This window comes from Flavobacterium aquaticum (genome assembly GCF_003259835.1).
GTDB lineage: Bacteria > Bacteroidota > Bacteroidia > Flavobacteriales > Flavobacteriaceae > Flavobacterium > Flavobacterium aquaticum.
Window position 1 is genome coordinate 266,366 of the sequence record NZ_QLMI01000002.1, and the last position, 20,162, is coordinate 286,527.

Consider the following 20,162-nt stretch of genomic DNA (forward strand, 5'->3'; position numbering starts at 1 on the left):
TATATTAGCTTCTTAAATTATTTTATTAATAGTGACATTTACCACATTCTAAACCTCCCATTTGAGCCGCAGTTAACTGAGATACTCCGTATTTTTTAGAAAGTTCTTCATGGATTTTTTTGTAGTAAGCATTATCTTCTACTTTCACATTTGTTTCTCTGTGACAGTTGATACACCATCCCATTGTTAATGGAGCATGTTGTTTCATGATTTCCATTTCTTCAACTGGACCGTGACAAGTTTGACACTCAACACCTGCAACAGTTACGTGTTGTGAATGGTTGAAATAAACGTGATCTGGTAAATTATGAATTCTAACCCATTTAACTGGTTTAGTTTTTCCTGTGTATTTTTGTAATGACTTATCCCATCCAACTGCATCATATAATTTAGCAATTTCACCATCGTAAAATGCTTTTGAATGCTCTTCAGTTGCAGTAGTTTCAGCTACTTCACTAATGTTTTTGTGACAGTTCATACAAACATTCAACGAAGGAATGTTAGAATGTTTTCCAACTCTTGCAGCTGAATGACAGTATTTACAGTCAATTCCATTTTCACCAGCATGAATTCTGTGTGAATAGTGAATTGGTTGTACTGGCTCATACCCTTGATCTACACCAATTTGCATCATCCATCCGTATGCAAAGTAAGCAGAAACCAACAATAACAAGACTGCAGAAACTAAAACTAAGAATTGATTTTTAGCATACGCTCTGAAAAGATTTAATACAGAACGATCTTTTTGCTCAACTTCTAATCCTTTAGCACTAGCAATTTTAGTTAACATATTGTTCACCAAGAACAACATAACAACTAACATCATCATTACTAAAGAAAGCACTCCTAATATCACATTATTAGAAACACCAGAATCAGCAGTTGCTTCACCCGCTACAGGCGCACCAGGCACAACTGCAGGAGCAGCAGGAGCTGGCTCAGAAGTATAAGCTAAAATATTGTCAATATCTTCATTTGACAATTGTGGAAATGCAGTCATTGGAACTTTGTTGTTCTCTTCAAAAACTTTTACAGCTTGCGCATCTCCTGACTTGATTAATTCTCCACTATTTTTAATCCATTTGTACAACCACTCTTTGTCATACTTAGAACCAACGTCACGAAGTGCAGGACCCGTAGCTTTTGCGTCTAATTTATGACATGCGGCACAATTGGTATTAAATAATTCTTTACCCTTTGCTGCATCCTGAGAGAACGCAGATAAAGAAGTTACTAGCACGAATGCTAAACTGAAGAAAATCCTTGAAAACGATTTATGGTTACCCACCTTTTTCATATTTAAAATGATTATCGACTTAATTTGGTATACTTTTAGATATACCCTTATCTAAAAAAACACGTTATTTTTTCAAAACTCCGACAAAAATACAATATTCGAACTATTATTAAAACCTTAATTTTATCTTAAAATGTAATTTATATTTGTTCTAAATAATATTCAAGCGTCTGATTCTCGTCTTAAATTGTATTTTTGTATTAAAATCATTTGTATATGAAAAACTTATCAAAACATAACTTATTGTACGTCTTTATTCTATCTTCATTTTTCTGCACAGTATCTAATGGTCAGGAGGTAAAAACAAACGTTTCTGTTGATCCAAAAATCGACCAATTGTTAAAAGAAAAAAGAAAACTAAACAGCAGTTTATTTTTAAATGAAGGTTATAAAATTCAGATTTTTTATGGAAACAGCGAAGAGTCTAAAAAGAAATTACTGGAATTTAAAAAAGAATTTAAAGACCTTGATGGTACCATCATTTTTAATAGTCCAAATTATAAAGTATGGATTGGAAATTTCAAAACAAGAATTGAAGTTGAACGCGCAATGGTAGATATTAAGAAAAAATATCCAACAGCTTTAATCATCAAACCTTCGAATTAAAAATAGATAAAAACAAAAAAGCCATTCAAATGAATGGCTTTTTTTATTGTTTGTAACTGAATTATTTCAATTTTTTCTTCACTTCAACTTCATGGAATCCTTCGATTAAATCGTACTCACGAATATCGTTGTAGTTTTTAATCTGCATACCACAATCGTATCCTTTAGAAACTTCTTTAACATCGTCTTTGAAACGTTTTAAAGTAGCTAATTCACCTGTGTAAATTACAACTCCTTCTCTAATTAAACGTATTTTAGAGTTTCTGAAGATTTTACCATCGGTAACCATACATCCGGCAATTGTTCCCACTTTAGATACTTTAAACAATTCTCTAATTTCGGCAGTACCTGTAATCTCTTCTTTCATTTCTGGAGATAACATTCCTTCCATAGCGTCTTTTAAGTCATCAATTGCATCGTAAATAATAGAATAGTTACGGATATCGATTTCTTCTTTTTCAGCTAATTGTTTTGCATTTCCTTGAGGACGAACGTTAAATCCGATAATAATTGCATCAGAAGCAGAAGCTAATAATACGTCAGATTCAGTAATTGCTCCAACTCCTTTATGAATAATGTTGATTTGAATTTCTTCGGTAGATAATTTAGAGAATGAATCCGATAATGCTTCAACAGAACCATCCACATCTCCTTTAAGGATAATATTCAATTCTTTAAATTGTCCTAATGCAATACGACGACCAATTTCGGCAAGCGTAATGTGTTTTTGCGTACGAACCGATTGCTCACGTTGTAATTGTGTACGTTTTGATGCAATTTGTTTTGCTTCTCTTTCGTCTTCGTAAACATTAAATTTATCACCCGCTGTTGGCGCACCATCTAAACCTAATACAGATACTGGAGTTGATGGACCCGCTTCTTTGATTTGGTGTCCTCTTTCGTCAAACATAGCTCTAATTTTACCATGATTTTTTCCAGCTAACACATAATCTCCAATGCGAAGTGTTCCTGCTTGTACTAAAATAGTAGAAACATATCCTTTTCCTTTATCTAACTGAGCTTCAACAACTGTTCCAAGCGCAGGTTTTTTTGGATTTGCAGTAAGTTCTAAAACTTCTGCTTCCAATAATACTTTTTCTAATAATTCAGAAACTCCTGTTCCTTGTTTAGCCGAAATATCGTGTGATTGGTATTTTCCACCCCAATCTTCAACTAATAAATTCATTCCAGCTAATTGCTCTTTAATTTTTTCTGGATTAGCCGCTGGCTTATCTACCTTATTAATAGCAAAAATCATAGGAACACCAGCCGCTTGTGCGTGACTGATTGCTTCTTTTGTTTGTGGCATGATATCATCATCCGCAGCAATTACGATAATAGCGATATCGGTAACTTGAGCTCCACGTGCACGCATCGCGGTAAACGCCTCGTGACCTGGTGTATCTAAGAATGTGATTTTTTCGCCATTTTCTAAAATTACTCCATATGCTCCAATGTGCTGTGTAATTCCTCCTGATTCACCCGCAATAACGTTTGCTTTACGAATGTAATCTAGTAAAGAGGTTTTACCGTGGTCAACGTGACCCATTACAGTAACAATTGGTGCTCTATGAACTAAATCTTCTGGATTATCTTGAACTACTTCTGCAGCTTCTTCAATATCTGTTGTAATGAATTCTACTTCATATCCAAACTCATCAGCAACGATAGATAGTGTTTCAGCATCCAAACGTTGGTTCATAGTAACCATGATTCCAAGCGACATACAAGTTCCGATTACTTTTGTAATTGGCACATCCATTAAAGATGCAATTTCACCTACGGTAACAAACTCAGTTACTTTTAATGTTTTGCTTCCTTCTTCTTGTGCTTGTAATTCATCATCAACACGCTGACGGTGTGAATCTCTTTTATCTCTACGGTATTTTGCCGATTTTGATTTATTACCTTTTCCTTGTAATCTTTCAAGGGTTTCTTTAATTTGGTTTTTAACATCTTCTTCAGAAGGCTCTACCTTTTGAATAATTGGTTTTTTACCTTTATTAAAGCCACCAGCTCCACCACCTTTAACAAACTCTTTCTTAGGTCCGCCAGCGTTATTGTTTGCTCCAAGAGCTCCAGGAGTGCCTGGTTTAACAATACGCTTACGTTTATTCTTATTGTTATTAGCCGCATTTGCTCCACCCGCATTTTGAGCTTGAGGAGTTCCAGGCTTTTTAAAATCTTTTTTAGGATCTTCCTTTTTCTTTTTAGGTTTATCGAACTGAGATAAATCAATTTTTTGACCTGTAAAAGTAGCACCTGATAACTTTTGATATTGCGTTTCAATTTTTACTTCACCCACATCTTCAGAAGGAGTTTCTACTTTTGTCTCAACATCTTTCGTAGGCTTAACAACTTCAACGTTTTTAACAACAGGTGACTCTTCCTTAACTTCCGTTTTAACTGGTTCAGAAACTTTTTCTTCAACAGGCTTAACTTCAACAACAACAGGCTTTTCCTCTGATACAACAACTGGTTTTTCTTCAGAAACTGGTTTTTCAGACTTAACTTCTTGCTTTTTAGGATCTAAATCGATTTTACCAATAGCTTTTGGACCAGACAAAACTGCCTTAGCTTTGATAATCTCTTGTCTTTGACGCTCTTCTTCCTGCAAACGTTTTGCTTCTTGTTCTTTTTCAAGCTCACGTTTAAGTGCCTCTTTCTCTTTTCTTTTTTCTTCACTTACTTCAAGAGAGGCTACCTTATTCCCTTTGTCAGCAGAAAATTGACCGCATAAGACTTTGTATTCCTCTTGTGATATTTTAGCATTTGGACTAGACTCAATTTCATGACCCTTTTCTTTAAGAAAATCCACAGCTCTATCAAGAGAAATATTTAACTCCCTTAAAATTTTGTTTATTCTTATTACTCTTTCTTCAGACATATAACCTTTTTAAAATTCTTTGTATGTTGTGTGTTTTGGTTAAAGAATTATCCTTCTAATTCTTCTTTTAATATATTGATTACATCTAAAATAGTTTCCTCTTCAAGATCTGTTCTTCTTACCAAGTCAGCAACATCTTGATTTAATACGCTTCTAGCTGTATCTAAACCGATTTTTTCAAATTCTTCAATTACCCAAGCTTCGATTTCGTCTGAGAACTCTCTTAATTCTACGTCGTCTTCTTCTTGTGCAATACCTTCTCTTATAACATCAATTTCATAACCTGTTAATAAACTTGCTAATTTAATGTTATTACCACCTCTACCAATAGCTTTAGAAACTTCTTCGATTTTTAAGAATACTTCTGCCGTTTTAGCTTCTTCGTTAATTTTAACTGTAGAAACTTTTGCCGGACTTAATGCTCTTGTAATATATAATTGAGCGTTTGCTGTATAATTAATTACGTCGATATTTTCATTTCCTAATTCACGAACAATTCCGTGAATACGAGAACCTTTCATACCCACACAAGCTCCAACAGGATCAATTCTATCATCATAAGAATCAACTGCTACTTTTGCTTTTTCACCTGGAATACGAACTACTTTTTTAATCGTAATTAAACCATCAAACACTTCAGGAATTTCTTGTTCAAATAATTTTTCAAGGAATTCAGGAGCTGTTCTTGACATGATGATTTGAGGTTTATTACCTTTCAATTCTACATTTTCAATAACCCCTCTTACGTTATCTCCTTTTTTGAAATAATCATTTGGAATTTGTTTTTCTTTTGGTAAAACAATTTCATTTCCTTCATCATCCATCAAAATTACAGCTTTTGGACGAACATGATGCACTTCCGCTGTATAAATATCACCAATTAAATCTTTAAATTGTTTGTAAAGATTTGTATTGTCGTGTTCATGAATCTTAGAAATTAAGTTTTGACGTAGTGCCAAAATAGCTCTTCTTCCTAATTGAATTAATTTTACTTCTTCAGAAACATCTTCACCAACTTCAAAATCAGGCTCGATTCTTCTTGCTTCAGACAAAGAAATTTCAGAATTTGGATCTTCTACTTCACCATCTTCTACAACAACACGATTTCTCCAAATCTCCATATCTCCTTTATCAGGATTAATGATGATGTCAAAATTATCGTCTGATCCATATTTCTTTTTCAATGCATTTCTAAATACATCTTCTAAAATTGCCATTAGTGTAACTCTATCTATGAGTTTGTCGTCTTTAAATTCTGAAAACGATTCAATTAATGCAATATTCTCCATGTCAACTCTTTATTTAAAATGATATTATAACAATTGCTTCTTTTATATTCTCGTAAGAAAGTTCTAGTTTTTTATCTACAGTTTCTTTCCCTTTTCCAATTTTTTTTGGCTCACGTGCCTGCCACTCTAAGGTTATTTTTTCATCATCAGCCATAGTTAATTTAGCTTCAACTTCTTCCGATGTAATGGTTTTAACTTTTAGAGTTCTACCTATATTTTTTATATATTGTCTTACTAATTTCAACGGACTTGAAACACCTGCAGAAGCCACTTCTAATGAAAAATCTTGCTCTTCTCTATCTAAATTATTTTCAACCGCTCTACTTACATCGATACAGTCTTGCAAATTTACACCAAAATCACCATCTAAAATAACACTAATTTTATTAGCTTCATTAATAGATAAATCAATCAAAAAAAGATGCTCACGCTCAGCTAACGCAGCATTTAACACTTCCTGAACTTTATTTTTAAATGTCATATTTTTATAAAAAGAGGCACGCCGTGCGTGCCTCATAATCCTTTGTCTTTTAATAACGTTGCAAATATACAATTTTTTTTGAATTAAAAAAAAGATTGTCAGTTTGGATATTTTTTGTACTTTTATAGTGTAATTCATTTACACCATTAAAATAACCTAAAACAAACTTATGAAACGAATTTTAGTACCAACCGATTTTTCAAAACACGCAGAATACGCATTAAAAGTTGCAGCACAAATTGCTAAAAAGAATGACGGTGAGATTTTTTTACTACACATGTTAGAATTACCAACAACTGGAAATGACGCCGTTACAAGAGCACACGATATCCCAGAATTGATGTTTTTTAAAAATGCAGCTGTAGCCAAATTAGACGAATTAATGGATGCTGACTATTTAGACGGCGTAAAAATTTCAAGAATTATTCAATTTGAAATGGCTTTTGAAGGCATCATCAAAAACGGAGAAGCACATAACGCAGATTTAATTGTTATGGGATCTCATGGAGCAAATGGTTTCCAAGAAATGTTCATTGGTTCAAATACCGAAAAAGTTGTTAGAAACTCTGAAGTTCCTGTGTTAGTTATCAAACGTGAAGAAGATGCTTTCAGCGCAACAAAATTTGTCTTCGCTTCTGACTTTTCAGACGAAATCAAGAAACCATTTGAAAAAGTTGTTGAATTTGTCAACAAATTTGGCTCACATCTTTATTTAGCAAACATCAATACTCCAAACAACTTTAAATCTACTAAAGTTGCTCAAAAACAAATGGATGAGTTTATAGCAAACTTTAAAATTGACAATTATTCTACACACATATACAATGATGTAAATGTAGAAAAAGGGATTTTACACTTTGCAAAAAGTATCGATGCAGATATCATAGGAATGAGCACACACGGAAGAAAAGGTTTATCTCACTTCTTCAACGGAAGCATTAGTGAAGATTTAGTAAATCATGCTAAAAGACCAGTTATTACATTTAAAATCTAATTTTACTAGATTTTAACCGATAAAAAAAAGACCACAATTGTGGTCTTTTTTTATGCTAACTTATAATAAATTAGATACTTATAAAAATGAAAAAACTCCACTTATTTCTAAGTGGAGTTTTGTTGGCCCACAAGGACTCGAACCTTGAATGACGGTACCAAAAACCGGAGTGTTACCATTACACCATGGGCCAATACCTAACAACCTTTTCGATTGCGAGTGCAAATGTAATGCATATTTTTTATTCTGCAAATTTTTCTAAAAAAAATATTAAAAAAATTATTTAACTAATATTATAAACAAAAAAATAGTTTCTTTGTAGGAGAATATAGAAAAACCAATATACAATATGAATTCATTCAACTTTAAAAAGTGGAACACTATTTTAGGATGGTCTGCTTTTATGGTAGCTTTAATTACTTATTCTTTAACCGTTGAACCAACCTTGAGTTTTTGGGATTGTGGTGAATACATCGCAACATCAGCTAATCTTGAAGTTGGCCACCCACCTGGAGCGCCTTTATTTCAGATGCTAGGTGCGTTTTTTGCCATGTTTGCCTTTAGTGCAGACAAAATTGCGCTAATGGTGAACTATCTTTCTGTATTTTCAAGTGCTTTTACTGTTCTTTTTATGTTTTGGTCGTTAACCATCTTATTGAAAAAAGTAATCGTAGGCGAAAAAGAACTTTCTGCAAACAATGCTGTAATGATTTTAGGTAGTGCGACAGTCGCTTCTTTATCGTTTACATTTACCGATAGCTTTTGGTACAATGCCGTAGAAGCCGAAGTATATGCGATGGCTACATTTTTAATAGCATTATTGTTCTGGCTAGGATTACGTTGGGAACAAGAAATAAACACGCCTCGCGGCAACAAGTGGCTACTAATAATTTCATTAGTTATTGGACTTTCTTTTGGAGTTCACTTTATGGCACTACTTACTTTTCCAGCTATTGGATTTCTATATTTCTTTAAAAAATACAACAACATTACCGTTAAAAGTTTCCTGATTGCAAACGTTGTCATTATTGCAATTTTACTTTTTATCTTTAAGCTTTTACTTCCTTACACATTAGCTTTCTTTGGTAAAACCGAAATTTTCATGGTAAACAACCTTGGAATGCCATTTAACTCAGGAACTATTTTTGCTTTTATTTTAATTGTTGCTGCTTTCTATTTTGGATTAAATTACACCAAGAAAAAAGGACATGTTTTTTATAACACTTTAATTTTATCAACTCTTTTTATCTTGATTGGATTTTCAACTTGGATGATGTTGCCAATTAGAGCCAATGCTAACACTCCAATCAACGAAAACAAACCATCAGATGCTGCAGAGGTTTTAGCTTACTATAATCGTGAGCAATATGGAGAACAAAAATTATTCTACGGACCTCAATTTTCTGATACTTATTCAGGCTTAGATCCTGTTACTCCGTATTTAGACGACAAACCTAATTACGAACGTGATTATAAAACAAAAAAATACATCATTACTAACGACTATATCAACGCAAAACAAAACACCGATGATGCCCACAAAGCATTATTACCAAGAATGTGGAGCAATGAACACAGAGAAAATTATATGATTTTTACTGAACCACTAGAGTTTAGAATTAATCCAGAATATGCTCATGAAGATGAATTAGTCAATATTGTAACCCAATTTAGAAAAGCCTATCAAGCTGGCGAAATTGACGAAGAAGACTATGACAAATTCTTAAAAGGTTATGGAGAATACTTAATTGTAGAGAAACCTACATTTTTTAATAATATAAAATTCATGATCCAATATCAATTTGGATATATGTATGTGCGCTATTTACTTTGGAATTTTGTTGGAAGACAAAGTGATGTTCAAGGAAAATATGACAACACACATGGAAATTGGTTAAGCGGTATCAACTTTATCGACGAGATATTCATTGGAACGCAAAAAAACCTACCACCTGACATGCAAAACAACAAAGGAAGAAATACCTATTTCTTTTTACCATTTATTTTAGCAATCATTGGAATGGTTTTTCATGCCAAAAGAGACATTAAGAGTTTCTATGTTTTACTCGTTTTATTCTTATTTACAGGTTTAGCCCTAAAAGTGTACTTAAACGAAAGACCTTTTGAACCTAGAGAAAGAGATTATGCATTAGTCGGGTCTTTTTATGTATTTGCTATGTGGATTGGTTACGGAATTTATGCCATTTTCGACACTTTAAAGAAATACATCCAACCTAAAATTGCTATTCCAGTTGTATTAGCTACATCGTTATTAGCTTCACCAGTAGTATTAGCAGCTCAAAACTGGGACGACCATGATCGTTCCAATAAAGATACTGCTTTAACAATGGCAAAATCTTATTTAGATTCATGCGAACCAAATGCTATTTTATTTACAATAGGTGATAACGACACTTTCCCTCTTTGGTACATGCAAGAAATTGAAGGATATAGAACTGATATTCGAATTGTAAATACGCAATTATTTATGACTGATTGGTATATCGATCAAATGAAAATGAAAGCACACAATTCTGACCCTATTCCGAGCTCATTTAACAGAGAACAATACAAAGGAAGTAACAGAGATTACAGTTTGTATGTAGAAAGAACAAAAGACCCTCTATTATTAGATGACATGCTTAAATTTATAGCATTAGATGATGAAAGAGCCAAAATTGAATTAAACAATGGACGCAAAATAAATTACTTCCCATCTAAAAAAATAATACTTCCTGTTGATAAAGCAACTGTAATTAAAAATAAAGTTGTTTCAGAAAAATTCTATGATTCAATTGTACCAGCAATAGAATTTGAAATTAAAGATGATGCACTTTATAAAAACAGATTAATGATGTTAGACATTGTGAATCAAAACAACTGGAAACGCCCAATTTATTTCACAGGTGGAAGTTTTGGTGAAGATGATTATTTGTGGATGAAAAATTATTTACAATTAGATGGAATGTGTTTTAAACTAGTTCCAATTAAAACCCCTGTAGATTCTCCAAGCCCAATGAAAATGGGTCAAATTGACTCTGAAAAAATGTACAACATTGTAATGAAATTTGATTGGGGCAATAGTGGTAAACCTATTATTTATCATGATGTTGAAACTCGCAAAAATAGCATTAGCTACAGAACTAACTTAGCTCGACTAATGGAAACCTTAATCAATGAAGGTAAATTAGACAAAGCCGAAAAAGTAATTGATTTAGCAATGGAAAAAATGCCAATTCAATATTTCGAATATTATTCTATGTTAGAACCATTTGCAATGGGATATTACGAAGTTGGTAAAAAGCAAAAAGCTAGAGATATCATTTCTGAGGTAATTAAGAAATATCAAGAAAATCTAACTTTTTACAACAGCTGGAAACCAAGCGAACAAAACTTTAGCGCTATGGATATTGTTACCGACATCGAACAGTATAGAAGTTTACTTCAAGCCGCAAAAAATGCTAATGATATGGAGTTTTATAACAAAGAAAAAGTGAAGTTTAACAATTTCAATAAAATGTTTCAACGTTTCGGTAGAGATATGGAATAACACTTTATAAATAATTAAAATGTTCCAAATGAGAGAAATTTCGTTTGGAACATTTTTTTTATGCTAATTTTACAACATGAACTTCAATTGGGTAAAAACAAATAGACTTATTAAAAAGGTTTTTTCTAATCTGGTTTGGGATATTCCAAATTCGGATAAAAAAATCTATTTAACGTTTGATGATGGTCCAATTCCTGAAGTAACCGAATGGGTTTTAGATCTTTTAAAATCGGAAGACATTAAAGCAACTTTCTTTTGTATTGGTGACAACATCAAAAAACATCCAGAAGTTTACAAAAGAATACTTACTGAAGAACATCAAACCGGTAATCACACTTTCAATCATTTAAATGGATGGAAAACCAATACACAGAATTACGTAGAGAACTTTAAGTTATGTAAAACTGAATACTTAAAACTCCCGATAGCTATCGGGACTGAACACTCTTTTTTATTCCGTCCTCCTTACGGAAAAATCAAACCAAGTCAATCAAAAGCTATTCGACAATTAGGATACAAAATAATTATGTGGGATGTATTGAGTTATGATTTTGACTCAACCATTTCAGTAGAAAAATGCTTAGAAAACGTAATTTCAAATACAGAACAAGGAAGCATTATCGTATTTCACGATAGTTTAAAAGCAGAAAAAAATCTGAAATATGCATTACCAAAAGCAATACAAATTTTAAAAAATAAGGGGTTTGTTTTCGATGTGATTTCCTAGGCTTGTTCTTGCACTAAAGAAATCAAAGTGTTGGCATCAAGTTCACCGCTTTGTCTCCATACCATTTGACCTTCTTTATAAATCATTAAAGTAGGTAAGCCTTTAATACGAAGCGCCTCAGCTAATTCCTGATTTTTATCCACATCAATTTTAATTACACGCGCTTTGTCTCCTAAAGCAGCTGCTACATGACGAATTACTTCATTCATAGCTACTGAAGGTTCATTCCACTCTGTAAAGAAATCGATAAGTACAGGTACTTGAGCATCGATAAGTTCTCCAAATTTTGACATAAATTGCAATTTATTAGTATCAAAAATATTAATTCTCACACGAAAATAATATACAAATGTAGCATTTTTACTGAATTACGCTACTTTTTCTCCTTTTTTTAGTTCAATAACCGTTATTTCAGGCATAATTCCTACTCTACCAGGATAAGCGTGAAAGCCAAAACCACGATTTACATAAATGTATCTTCCTGCATTTTCATACAATCCAGCCCATTGCTTGTACACATATTGCACCGGACTCCATTTTACCCAACCCGGAATTTCGATCCCAAATTGAAACCCATGAGTATGACCCGAAAGCGTTAAATGATAATGATTATCATCATGCTGAATTTTCTCATCCCAATGACTTGGATCGTGACTCATTACAATTTTAAAATCTTCTTTGGATAATCCTTGGGAAGCCAAATTCAAATCGCCTCGCTCTCCAAATTTTCTTCCCCAGTTTTCAACTCCAACAATTGCTAATTCCTGATTGTCTTTTTTGATTTTTACATTTTCATTCAATAACAATTTGAAATCAATTTTATTATGAATCGATTTGATATTTTCAAAGTTTTGAAGCTTATCTTGTTTTGATGGCCAATCCACATACTCCCCATAGTCATGATTTCCTAAAACAGAAAACTTTCCATATTTAGGATTATGAATTCCTTTGAAAGTTTCAATCCAAGGATCCATCTCGGTAGCATGAGTATTTACAATATCACCTGTAAACAAAACCATATCTGAATTTTGCTCATTAATCAAATCAATCGCGTATTGAATTTTCTCGGCATCATCAAAACTTCCACTGTGAACATCCGAAATATGAGTAATCGTAGTTCCATCAAAAGCATCAGGTAAATCAGGAAAAAACAACGTTTGTTTGATTACTTTGTAATTGTATTTCCCAATGGTAATTCCGTATAAAAAAGAAGCAAACGGAATAGCCGCAATTCCTAACGCGATTTGACTCACAAAACGTCTTCTTTCGGGTAAAAAACCTTCAGAACCGCTTTTTGTTATAACACCAAATAATCCAGCAAAAAAGCGAACAATATCTTCCCCAAATAATATAATCGTCAATAATAATTTCGGAACATATAGCAATAACAACAAACCCATAGTCATCATGGTTTTTGGTGTTTGCCCTACACTTCTATCAAAATGATACAATTGATAAACGATATAAAATAAAGCGATTGCAGATGTTACATAATAGAAAATGAAAAACCATCTCGATTTAATCAAAGTCTTAAACGCCTGAAAAGCATAGATTTCCAGAATGATAACAAATACTAAAAAAACAATCCAACGAATCATTAGCTCTTTTTTTTTGCAAAGTAAGCAACAAGTTATGCAAATTGATGCTGCATTAAATGAATTTTAACAAAGTTTTTTTAAGCAAAGAATTGTACTTTTACATTTTTAATGAAAATTCTGAACAATGTCACAAAAACGCCTTTTCCTTCTTGATGCCTACGCACTTATATTTCGTGGGTATTATGCTTTTATAAAAAATCCTCGTATCAATTCGAAAGGAATGGATACATCTGCCATTATGGGATTCATGAATTCTTTAATGGATGTAATTAAGCGCGAAAAACCAGATCATTTAGCGGTAGCTTTTGATAAAGGCGGAAGCGATTACCGTTTTGAAATGTACCAAGAATACAAAGCGCATCGTGACGAAACGCCAGAAGCGATTAAAATTGCCGTTCCTTACATTCAAGAATTATTAAAAGCAATGCATATTCCAATTATCGAAAAAGCAGGTTTTGAAGCTGATGATTTAATTGGAACTTTAGCTAAACAAGCCGAAAAAGAAGGTTTTCAAGTATTCATGGTAACGCCAGATAAGGATTTCGCGCAATTGGTTTCAGAAAATATTTTCATGTACAAACCTGCCCGAATGGGGAATGACATCGAGATTTGGGGAATTCCAGAAGTCTTAGAAAAATTTGAAATCGAGCGCCCAGAACAAGTGATTGATTTCCTAGGAATGATGGGCGATTCTGCCGATAATATTCCAGGATTGCCTGGTGTGGGTGAAAAAACTGCTAAAAAATTCTTGGCGGAATATGGTACATTAGAAAACTTACTAGCCAATACGCATCAATTAAAAGGTGCGATGAAAGATAAAATCGAAGCTAATAAAGAATTAGGAATTTTATCCAAAAAATTAGCCACTATCCTACTCGATTGTCCGGTGACATTTGATGCTGACGATTACGAATTATCAAAACCTGATGTTGAAAAAACCGATGCTTTGTTTCAGGAATTAGAATTCCGCCAAATGAAAGCGCAGTTTGATAAACTTTTTGGAAGCGGAAAAGAATATGACGAGATTGATTCTAACGGAACTACTTCAGACACTCCACAACCAATTAAAAAAGCGCCAGCCAAAAAATCAAACGAAGACCAATTCGATTTGTTCGGTTTTAGTGATGAATCGGATGAACCAACTGCGAATCATTCGTATTATGCGACTTTAGAAAACACGACGCATTTCTACCAAATTGTTCAAGGTGATTTACCAGTGAAATTGTTAATGCAGAATTTATTAAACCAAACTTCGGTTTGTTTTGATACTGAAACTACTGGAATTGATGCTTTGAATGCTGAGTTAGTAGGAATGTCATTTTCTTTCGAAAAAGGAAAAGGATTTTATGTTCCTTTTCCCGAAAATCAGGAAGAAGCCCAAACTTTAATTGAAAAATTCCGACCATTCTTCGAAAATGAAAACATCGAAAAAATCGGTCAGAACATGAAATACGACTTGAAAATTCTTTCGAATTACAACATTCAAGTCAAAGGAAAATTATTTGACACCATGATTGCGCATTACTTGATTAATCCAGATATGCGTCACAATATGGATGTGTTGTCGGAAACTTATTTGAAATATGCTCCAAAATCAATTGAAACATTAATTGGTAAAAAAGGAAAAAATCAATTGTCAATGCGTGATGTTCCTTTGGAAGACATCAAAGAATATGCAACAGAAGATGCTGATATTACCTTCCAACTAAAAGAACATTTTCAACCGATTTTAGAAAAAGTAGGAACTAAAAAATTGTTTGACGAAATCGAAATTCCGCTAGTTCCTGTTTTAGCTGATATGGAAAAAGAAGGAATTCGTTTGGATGTGGAATTTCTAAAAAGTATGTCGGTTGACATGCAAAAAGAAATCGATGCTTTCGAACAACAAATCTATGAAACTGCTGGCGAGAAATTCAATTTGGCTTCTCCAAAACAGTTAGGCGATATTTTATTCGACAAACTTAAAATTGGTGGTGCGAAACAAAAGAAAACCAAAACCGGTCAATATGCTACAGGTGAAGAAGTATTGAGTTATTTGGCAAACGAACATCAAATTGTGCGCGATATTTTAGAATGGCGTCAAATGGTGAAATTGCAAAGTACGTATATTGATGCGTTACCAAATCAAGTCGATAAAAAAACCGGAAGAGTGCATACCGATTATATGCAAACGGTTGCCGCTACAGGTCGTTTGAGTTCGAATAATCCGAATTTACAAAACATTCCAATTCGTACCGAAAGAGGAAGACAAATTAGAAAAGCGTTTATTGCGCGCGATGAAAATCACACACTACTTTCTGCCGATTATTCTCAAATTGAATTGCGCATTATTGCGGCTTTATGTGGCGAAGAAAATATGATTAAAGCGTTTCAAAATCACGAAGACATTCACAAAAGTACGGCTGCAAAAGTGTTCAATGTGCCTTTAGACGAAGTTACCAAAGAGCAAAGAAGTCACGCGAAAACCGTGAACTTCGGAATTATTTATGGCGTTTCGGCATTTGGATTGAGCAACCAAACCAACTTATCTCGAAAAGAAAGTGCGGAATTAATTGAAGCTTACTATCAAACGTATCCAAAATTAAAATCGTTTATGACTTCGCAAGTTGATTTTGCTAGAGAAAACGGTTATGTGGAAACTATTTCAGGAAGAAGACGTTATTTGAAAGACATCAACTCAGCCAACGCAATTGTTCGTGGTGGTGCGGAACGAAATGCCGTGAATGCGCCAATACAAGGTTCGGCTGCGGATATTATCAAAATTGCGATGATTAACATTCATAAAAAACTGACTTCTGAAAATTGGAAATCAAAAATGCTATTGCAAGTACATGACGAATTAGTATTTGACGTACACAACTCCGAATTAGAAAAAATTCAACCGATGATCAAACATGAAATGGAAAACGCATTCAAAATGGCAGTTCCGTTAGATGTGGAAATTGGATTAGGTAAAAATTGGTTGGAAGCGCATTAGGAATGTGTTCAGTGGACAGTAGCAGTTGGCAGTTTATAAAAACAATTAAAAAACAAATATTTAGAAATGAAGAAATTTTTATTAGTAGCCGTTTTAGCAATTTTGGCTTCATGTGAAAACATTACAACAAAAAACAATGCTCCTGAAGATATTGAATATGCTAAAGAATTAGCAACTAAATTTTATGAAGAATTATCTAATAAAGACACAACCAAAATCAGTAGTTACTTAGACAAATCTATTGCTAAAGAAGAACTTGGCAAATTAGTTAAGAAAAACCTACAAGACTATGGAGAAATAATTAAAGTTGACATCAATAAAACTCAAACTTCTAGCGTAACAAAAAATGATGTTAATGAGACAAAATATAGTATGGAAATATTAACCATTTACCAAAAAGGCAAAACTCTTGATGAGATTTCATTTACAAAAGACAACAATAAAGGAATCTCACTAAATTCATATTTAGTCCATGAGGTAATTGAATAAGAAGTCTCAAATATTTATTACAAACCCGATACGTTTCAAAACCTATCGGGTTTATTTTTTGAAAACTCTTTGTCATTTCAAATAATATTTAGATATTTGTCTAAATATATAAATTAATATGAACGCAATTTTCAAAGCCTTAAACGACGAAACCAGAAGAGATATTCTGGAATTGCTGCGTAAACAGGAGATGACAGCTGGTGATATTGCGGACCAATTTCATATTTCAAAACCTAGTATTTCGCATCATTTGGATATTTTAAAACGTGCCGATTTGGTCACGAGTGAGAAAAAAGGGCAATTTGTAGTTTATTCATTGAACACTACAATTGTTGACGACATTTTAAAATGGATTATTACCTTAAAAAAATAAAGTATGGAGAAGTTTAAAAAAGAAATTCCGTTTATTGCTGTGGCTTTGTTGCCTTTTGCTTACTTGGCTTACATTTGGAATCGTTTACCAGAAAAGGTACCAATGCATTGGAATGGCGCCGGTGAAATTGATCGTTATGGCGATAAAAAAGAATTGGTTGCCATGCTATGCATGTTGGTTGGAATAACCTATTTTGTATTTCTAATTATTCCTTATGTAGACCCAAAGCAAAAATTACAAAACATGGGCAACAAACTAAATAACCTGCGAATGATTCTAACCTTATTCATGTCGGGTTTAGCGGTTTTTATTTTGTACAGTGTGCAACAAAAAAGCAGTAATCCTGGATTTGTGTTTTCAATTATTGGCTTGCTTTTTGCTTTCCTTGGTAATTATTTCAAGACGATAAAACCGAATTATTTCATAGGAATTAGAACACCTTGGACGTTAGAAAACGAAGAAGTTTGGAAAAAAACGCATTTAATAGGCGGAAAATTATGGTTCATAGGCGGGCTTTTAATGGCATTGACATTTGTGTTGCCAAATGAAATCCAATTGTATACTTTTTTAGGAATTACTGCCGTTATTAGTATTGTTCCAATTGTACATTCGTATTTAGAATTCAAAAAAATCAAGAAACCTAATCACTTTTAACGTTTTTTTCTGACAAATTTATATTTGAAATTATATTTTTAAACTTTAAACCTTTAAAAATAAACAACATGAAAATTCACTCTTTGTTTTTACTATTTCCTTTTTTTGGCCTTTCGCAAACAGTAGAAGTTAAATATTATAACAATCAAATTTTTAAATCGGATCAAATTGTAGAATATATTCCCAGAGAAATTAAACCAAACTATGCTCAAAATCACTATTCATACACATTAATTAACAGTAATAACATTTCTGTTTTTAAAAATGATAAAATTGTAGAAATCTCGCTAGAAAATGACACAATTAATGAAATTGAATTATATGAAATCTTTGGTGATAAACATATCGTGGTAGAAGAAAAAAATACAAAACCTTTTGATTATTCATCAAAAGAAAGTTTAATCCTTAAAGATTTTAATTCTAAGACTTTAGAATTTGAAAGAAAACTAGAAAGTAAAGTTATTGTAAAAGATTCTTTAATCAATTGGGAATGGAAACCAATAAAAGGAACAGAAGAAATCCTTGGTTACAAATGTAAAAAAGCAATTACAAATAAATATGGATCGATAAAAACAGCATATTATACAGAAGAAATACCTATCTCAGATGGCCCATTTAATCATACTGGATTACCAGGTTTAATTTTAAAAATTAGTTCTGAAAAAAACGAAATAATTGCCTATGAAATTCATAAAAAGAAAGAGAATATTCGTATAGAAAAACCAACTTTTGAAGGCAAAAAACTGACACTAAAAGAACTAGAAAAAGAGATCAATAAGTTAAACAATAAATATCAGATTGAGTTTGATAATAAAATCAAAAATCAGTAACAAAATCATATCTTAACTACTAATTAGAAAACAACATAAAAATGAAAAAATTACTTCTTTTTGTATTTGCTTTTTCGAGTTTTACCTTTGCACAAGATAAATTCACGCGAATTGATAGTTTATTGAACTATTTAAACGAAAACAACAAATTCATGGGTTCATTAACCATTCGTGAAGGTGAAAATGTGGTTTTCAATAAAGCGTATGGGTTTGCCGATATAGAAAAAAACAGCAAAGCCGATCGTTTAACACGTTATAAAGTAGGTTCGATTTCTAAAACTTTTACAGCTGTGATGGTAATGCAATTGATTGAAGAGAAAAAACTAACCTTGCAAACCAAATTAAATCGTTTTTATCCAAAAATTAAAAATGCAGAAAAGATTTCGATTTACGATTTATTGCATCACAGAACGGGAATTGTGGATTATGTAAATCAGGATGCTAGTTTTCATGCTTCTTTGGACAAAAAACACTCTAAAGAAGATATTTTAAAAGTAATCACTGCATTTAAATCTAATTTTGAACCTGGAAGTAAATACGAGTACAGCAATTCAAATTTCTTCATTTTAGGTTGTATTATCGAAAAACTGACCAAAAAATCATACGAGGAAAATTTACAAAATCGAATCGTTAAAAAAGCGGAATTGGGAACATTTGAAAACAAAACCGAAATGACGGACAAAGGTGCTGTGACTAAAAAAGTTTTTGTTCCAACCACATATTATAAAGAAGAAGCTACGAATACAGCAAACAAAGAAAGTTATTCCTATTATTTTGATGGAACAAATTGGGTAAAATCGTTAGAAAATAATAATTCGATTGCATTTGCTTCAGGTGGAATCACTTCAACTCCAGCCGATTTAACTAAGTTTATCCATGCCCTTTTTGAAGGAAAATTAGTTAGCCCAACTTCTTTAGACCAAATGAAAGAAATTAAAGAAGGGTACGGAAAAGCGTTAATTCAGTTTCCTTTTGGTGAAAGACGTTTTTACGGTCATGGCGGAAGAATTGAAAATTTCAGTTCGATGTTAGGTTATTATCCAACCGAAAAATTGAGTTTTTCTTTGATTTCAAATGGAGATAATTATGTTCAAAACGATATCATCATTGGAATTTTGAGTATTTATTACAAAATGCCGTTTCCGTTTCCACAATTCATGAAAATGGATAAAGCAGAATTAGCAAAATTCACTGGAACTTATGCTTCAAAAGACATTCCTTTAAAAATTACCGTTTCTGAAAAGAATGGCGAATTATCAGCACAAGCAACAGGACAAGGCGCTTTTCCTTTGACATTCAAAGAAGAAACTACTTTTGTCTTTGCAGCAGCCGGAATTGAAATGGTTTTTGGTGATAAGTCATTTGTGTTAATTCAAGGCGGAATGAAATTTAACTTTACAAAAGAATAAA

Annotated in this window: 16 protein-coding genes and 1 tRNA gene; 10 read left to right on the top strand and 7 right to left on the bottom strand. The window is 32.6% G+C overall.

Annotated elements, in window-relative coordinates:
* Positions 1–25 precede the first annotated feature (25 nt).
* A complete protein-coding gene (locus tag B0I03_RS04025) occupies positions 26–1,297 on the bottom strand; it encodes a c-type cytochrome (protein ID WP_111566179.1) in 1,272 nt (423 codons plus the stop codon).
* A gap of 216 nt (positions 1,298–1,513) precedes the next feature.
* Here B0I03_RS04025 and B0I03_RS04030 point away from each other — a divergent pair, with 216 nt between their 5' ends.
* Positions 1,514–1,903, top strand: coding sequence for an SPOR domain-containing protein (locus B0I03_RS04030; RefSeq protein WP_111566180.1), 390 nt, complete (start codon positions 1,514–1,516; stop codon positions 1,901–1,903).
* Between the two features lie 61 nt (positions 1,904–1,964).
* Here the strand turns inward: B0I03_RS04030 and infB are convergent, their stop codons facing one another.
* Genes infB through rimP form a run of 3 tightly spaced genes read right to left on the bottom strand, consistent with a single transcriptional unit; the run spans position 1,965 to position 6,560 of the window.
* Positions 1,965–4,790 carry a translation initiation factor IF-2 gene (gene infB, locus B0I03_RS04035; protein WP_111566181.1) on the bottom strand — a complete coding sequence of 942 codons (2,826 nt, stop codon included), beginning with the start codon at positions 4,788–4,790 and terminating at the stop codon, positions 1,965–1,967.
* Positions 4,791–4,837: 47 nt separating this feature from the next.
* Complete coding sequence (gene nusA, locus B0I03_RS04040) at positions 4,838–6,079, bottom strand: transcription termination factor NusA (RefSeq protein ID WP_111566182.1); 1,242 nt, start codon at positions 6,077–6,079, stop codon at positions 4,838–4,840.
* A gap of 13 nt (positions 6,080–6,092) precedes the next feature.
* The gene (gene rimP / locus B0I03_RS04045) at positions 6,093–6,560 is read right to left on the bottom strand and encodes a ribosome assembly cofactor RimP (RefSeq protein WP_111566373.1); all 468 of its coding nucleotides are present in this window, start codon (positions 6,558–6,560) and stop codon (positions 6,093–6,095) included.
* Between the two features lie 169 nt (positions 6,561–6,729).
* On the opposite strand from rimP, the gene B0I03_RS04050 reads away from it, so the two are divergent.
* Complete coding sequence (locus B0I03_RS04050; protein WP_111566183.1) at positions 6,730–7,554, top strand: universal stress protein; 825 nt, start codon at positions 6,730–6,732, stop codon at positions 7,552–7,554.
* A 122-nt stretch (positions 7,555–7,676) separates the two neighbouring features.
* Here the strand turns inward: B0I03_RS04050 and B0I03_RS04055 are convergent.
* A tRNA-Gln gene (locus B0I03_RS04055) sits at positions 7,677–7,747 on the bottom strand.
* Between the two features lie 156 nt (positions 7,748–7,903).
* On the opposite strand from B0I03_RS04055, the gene B0I03_RS04060 reads away from it, so the two are divergent.
* Complete coding sequence (locus B0I03_RS04060; protein WP_111566184.1) at positions 7,904–11,104, top strand: glycosyltransferase family 117 protein; 3,201 nt, start codon at positions 7,904–7,906, stop codon at positions 11,102–11,104.
* A gap of 76 nt (positions 11,105–11,180) precedes the next feature.
* Positions 11,181–11,831: a polysaccharide deacetylase family protein gene (locus tag B0I03_RS04065; protein WP_111566185.1), complete on the top strand. Its 651-nt coding sequence runs from the start codon at positions 11,181–11,183 to the stop codon at positions 11,829–11,831.
* On the opposite strand, the gene B0I03_RS04070 is transcribed toward B0I03_RS04065, so the two are convergent.
* Together B0I03_RS04070 and B0I03_RS04075 are read right to left on the bottom strand one after the other, a co-directional pair.
* On the bottom strand, positions 11,828–12,124 hold the full coding sequence (locus tag B0I03_RS04070) for a thioredoxin family protein (protein WP_026724375.1): 297 nt from the start codon (positions 12,122–12,124) through the stop codon (positions 11,828–11,830). The two genes, B0I03_RS04065 and B0I03_RS04070, sit on opposite strands and share 4 nt — an antisense overlap.
* 75 nt (positions 12,125–12,199) lie before the next feature.
* Positions 12,200–13,429, bottom strand: coding sequence for a metallophosphoesterase (locus tag B0I03_RS04075; protein ID WP_111566186.1), 1,230 nt, complete (start codon positions 13,427–13,429; stop codon positions 12,200–12,202).
* Between the two features lie 124 nt (positions 13,430–13,553).
* Between B0I03_RS04075 and polA the strand changes: the two genes are divergently transcribed.
* From polA to B0I03_RS04105, 6 genes are all read left to right on the top strand, one after another.
* A complete protein-coding gene (polA, locus tag B0I03_RS04080; RefSeq protein ID WP_111566187.1) occupies positions 13,554–16,406 on the top strand; it encodes a DNA polymerase I in 2,853 nt (950 codons plus the stop codon).
* Positions 16,407–16,472: 66 nt separating this feature from the next.
* A complete protein-coding gene (locus B0I03_RS04085) occupies positions 16,473–16,895 on the top strand; it encodes a hypothetical protein (protein ID WP_111566188.1) in 423 nt (140 codons plus the stop codon).
* 118 nt (positions 16,896–17,013) lie between these two features.
* Positions 17,014–17,268, top strand: coding sequence for an autorepressor SdpR family transcription factor (locus tag B0I03_RS04090; RefSeq protein ID WP_111566189.1), 255 nt, complete (start codon positions 17,014–17,016; stop codon positions 17,266–17,268).
* A gap of 3 nt (positions 17,269–17,271) precedes the next feature.
* Entirely contained in the window at positions 17,272–17,922 is a 651-nt protein-coding gene (locus B0I03_RS04095) for an SdpI family protein (protein ID WP_111566190.1), read from the top strand.
* Positions 17,923–17,990: 68 nt separating this feature from the next.
* Positions 17,991–18,752: a GLPGLI family protein gene (locus B0I03_RS04100; RefSeq protein ID WP_111566191.1), complete on the top strand. Its 762-nt coding sequence runs from the start codon at positions 17,991–17,993 to the stop codon at positions 18,750–18,752.
* 41 nt (positions 18,753–18,793) lie between these two features.
* Positions 18,794–20,161 (top strand): serine hydrolase domain-containing protein, encoded by a 1,368-nt coding sequence (locus B0I03_RS04105; protein ID WP_111566192.1) that lies wholly within the window; start codon positions 18,794–18,796, stop codon positions 20,159–20,161.
* The last annotated feature ends 1 nt before the right edge of the window (position 20,162 follow it).

Excerpts from the sequence above, each read along its gene's own strand:
- B0I03_RS04070 (WP_026724375.1), bottom strand. The coding sequence starts at position 12,124 with ATGTCAAAATTTGGAGAACTTATCGATGCTCAAGTACCTGTACTTATC.
- B0I03_RS04075 (WP_111566186.1), bottom strand. The coding sequence starts at position 13,429 with ATGATTCGTTGGATTGTTTTTTTAGTATTTGTTATCATTCTGGAAATC.
- B0I03_RS04095 (WP_111566190.1), top strand. The coding sequence starts at position 17,272 with ATGGAGAAGTTTAAAAAAGAAATTCCGTTTATTGCTGTGGCTTTGTTG.
- polA (WP_111566187.1), top strand. The coding sequence starts at position 13,554 with ATGTCACAAAAACGCCTTTTCCTTCTTGATGCCTACGCACTTATATTT.
- B0I03_RS04030 (WP_111566180.1), top strand. The coding sequence starts at position 1,514 with ATGAAAAACTTATCAAAACATAACTTATTGTACGTCTTTATTCTATCT.
- B0I03_RS04065 (WP_111566185.1), top strand. The coding sequence starts at position 11,181 with ATGAACTTCAATTGGGTAAAAACAAATAGACTTATTAAAAAGGTTTTT.
- rimP (WP_111566373.1), bottom strand. The coding sequence starts at position 6,560 with ATGACATTTAAAAATAAAGTTCAGGAAGTGTTAAATGCTGCGTTAGCT.
- B0I03_RS04105 (WP_111566192.1), top strand. The coding sequence starts at position 18,794 with ATGAAAAAATTACTTCTTTTTGTATTTGCTTTTTCGAGTTTTACCTTT.
- B0I03_RS04100 (WP_111566191.1), top strand. The coding sequence starts at position 17,991 with ATGAAAATTCACTCTTTGTTTTTACTATTTCCTTTTTTTGGCCTTTCG.
- B0I03_RS04085 (WP_111566188.1), top strand. The coding sequence starts at position 16,473 with ATGAAGAAATTTTTATTAGTAGCCGTTTTAGCAATTTTGGCTTCATGT.
- B0I03_RS04060 (WP_111566184.1), top strand. The coding sequence starts at position 7,904 with ATGAATTCATTCAACTTTAAAAAGTGGAACACTATTTTAGGATGGTCT.
- B0I03_RS04050 (WP_111566183.1), top strand. The coding sequence starts at position 6,730 with ATGAAACGAATTTTAGTACCAACCGATTTTTCAAAACACGCAGAATAC.
- infB (WP_111566181.1), bottom strand. The coding sequence starts at position 4,790 with ATGTCTGAAGAAAGAGTAATAAGAATAAACAAAATTTTAAGGGAGTTA.
- B0I03_RS04090 (WP_111566189.1), top strand. The coding sequence starts at position 17,014 with ATGAACGCAATTTTCAAAGCCTTAAACGACGAAACCAGAAGAGATATT.
- B0I03_RS04025 (WP_111566179.1), bottom strand. The coding sequence starts at position 1,297 with ATGAAAAAGGTGGGTAACCATAAATCGTTTTCAAGGATTTTCTTCAGT.
- nusA (WP_111566182.1), bottom strand. The coding sequence starts at position 6,079 with ATGGAGAATATTGCATTAATTGAATCGTTTTCAGAATTTAAAGACGAC.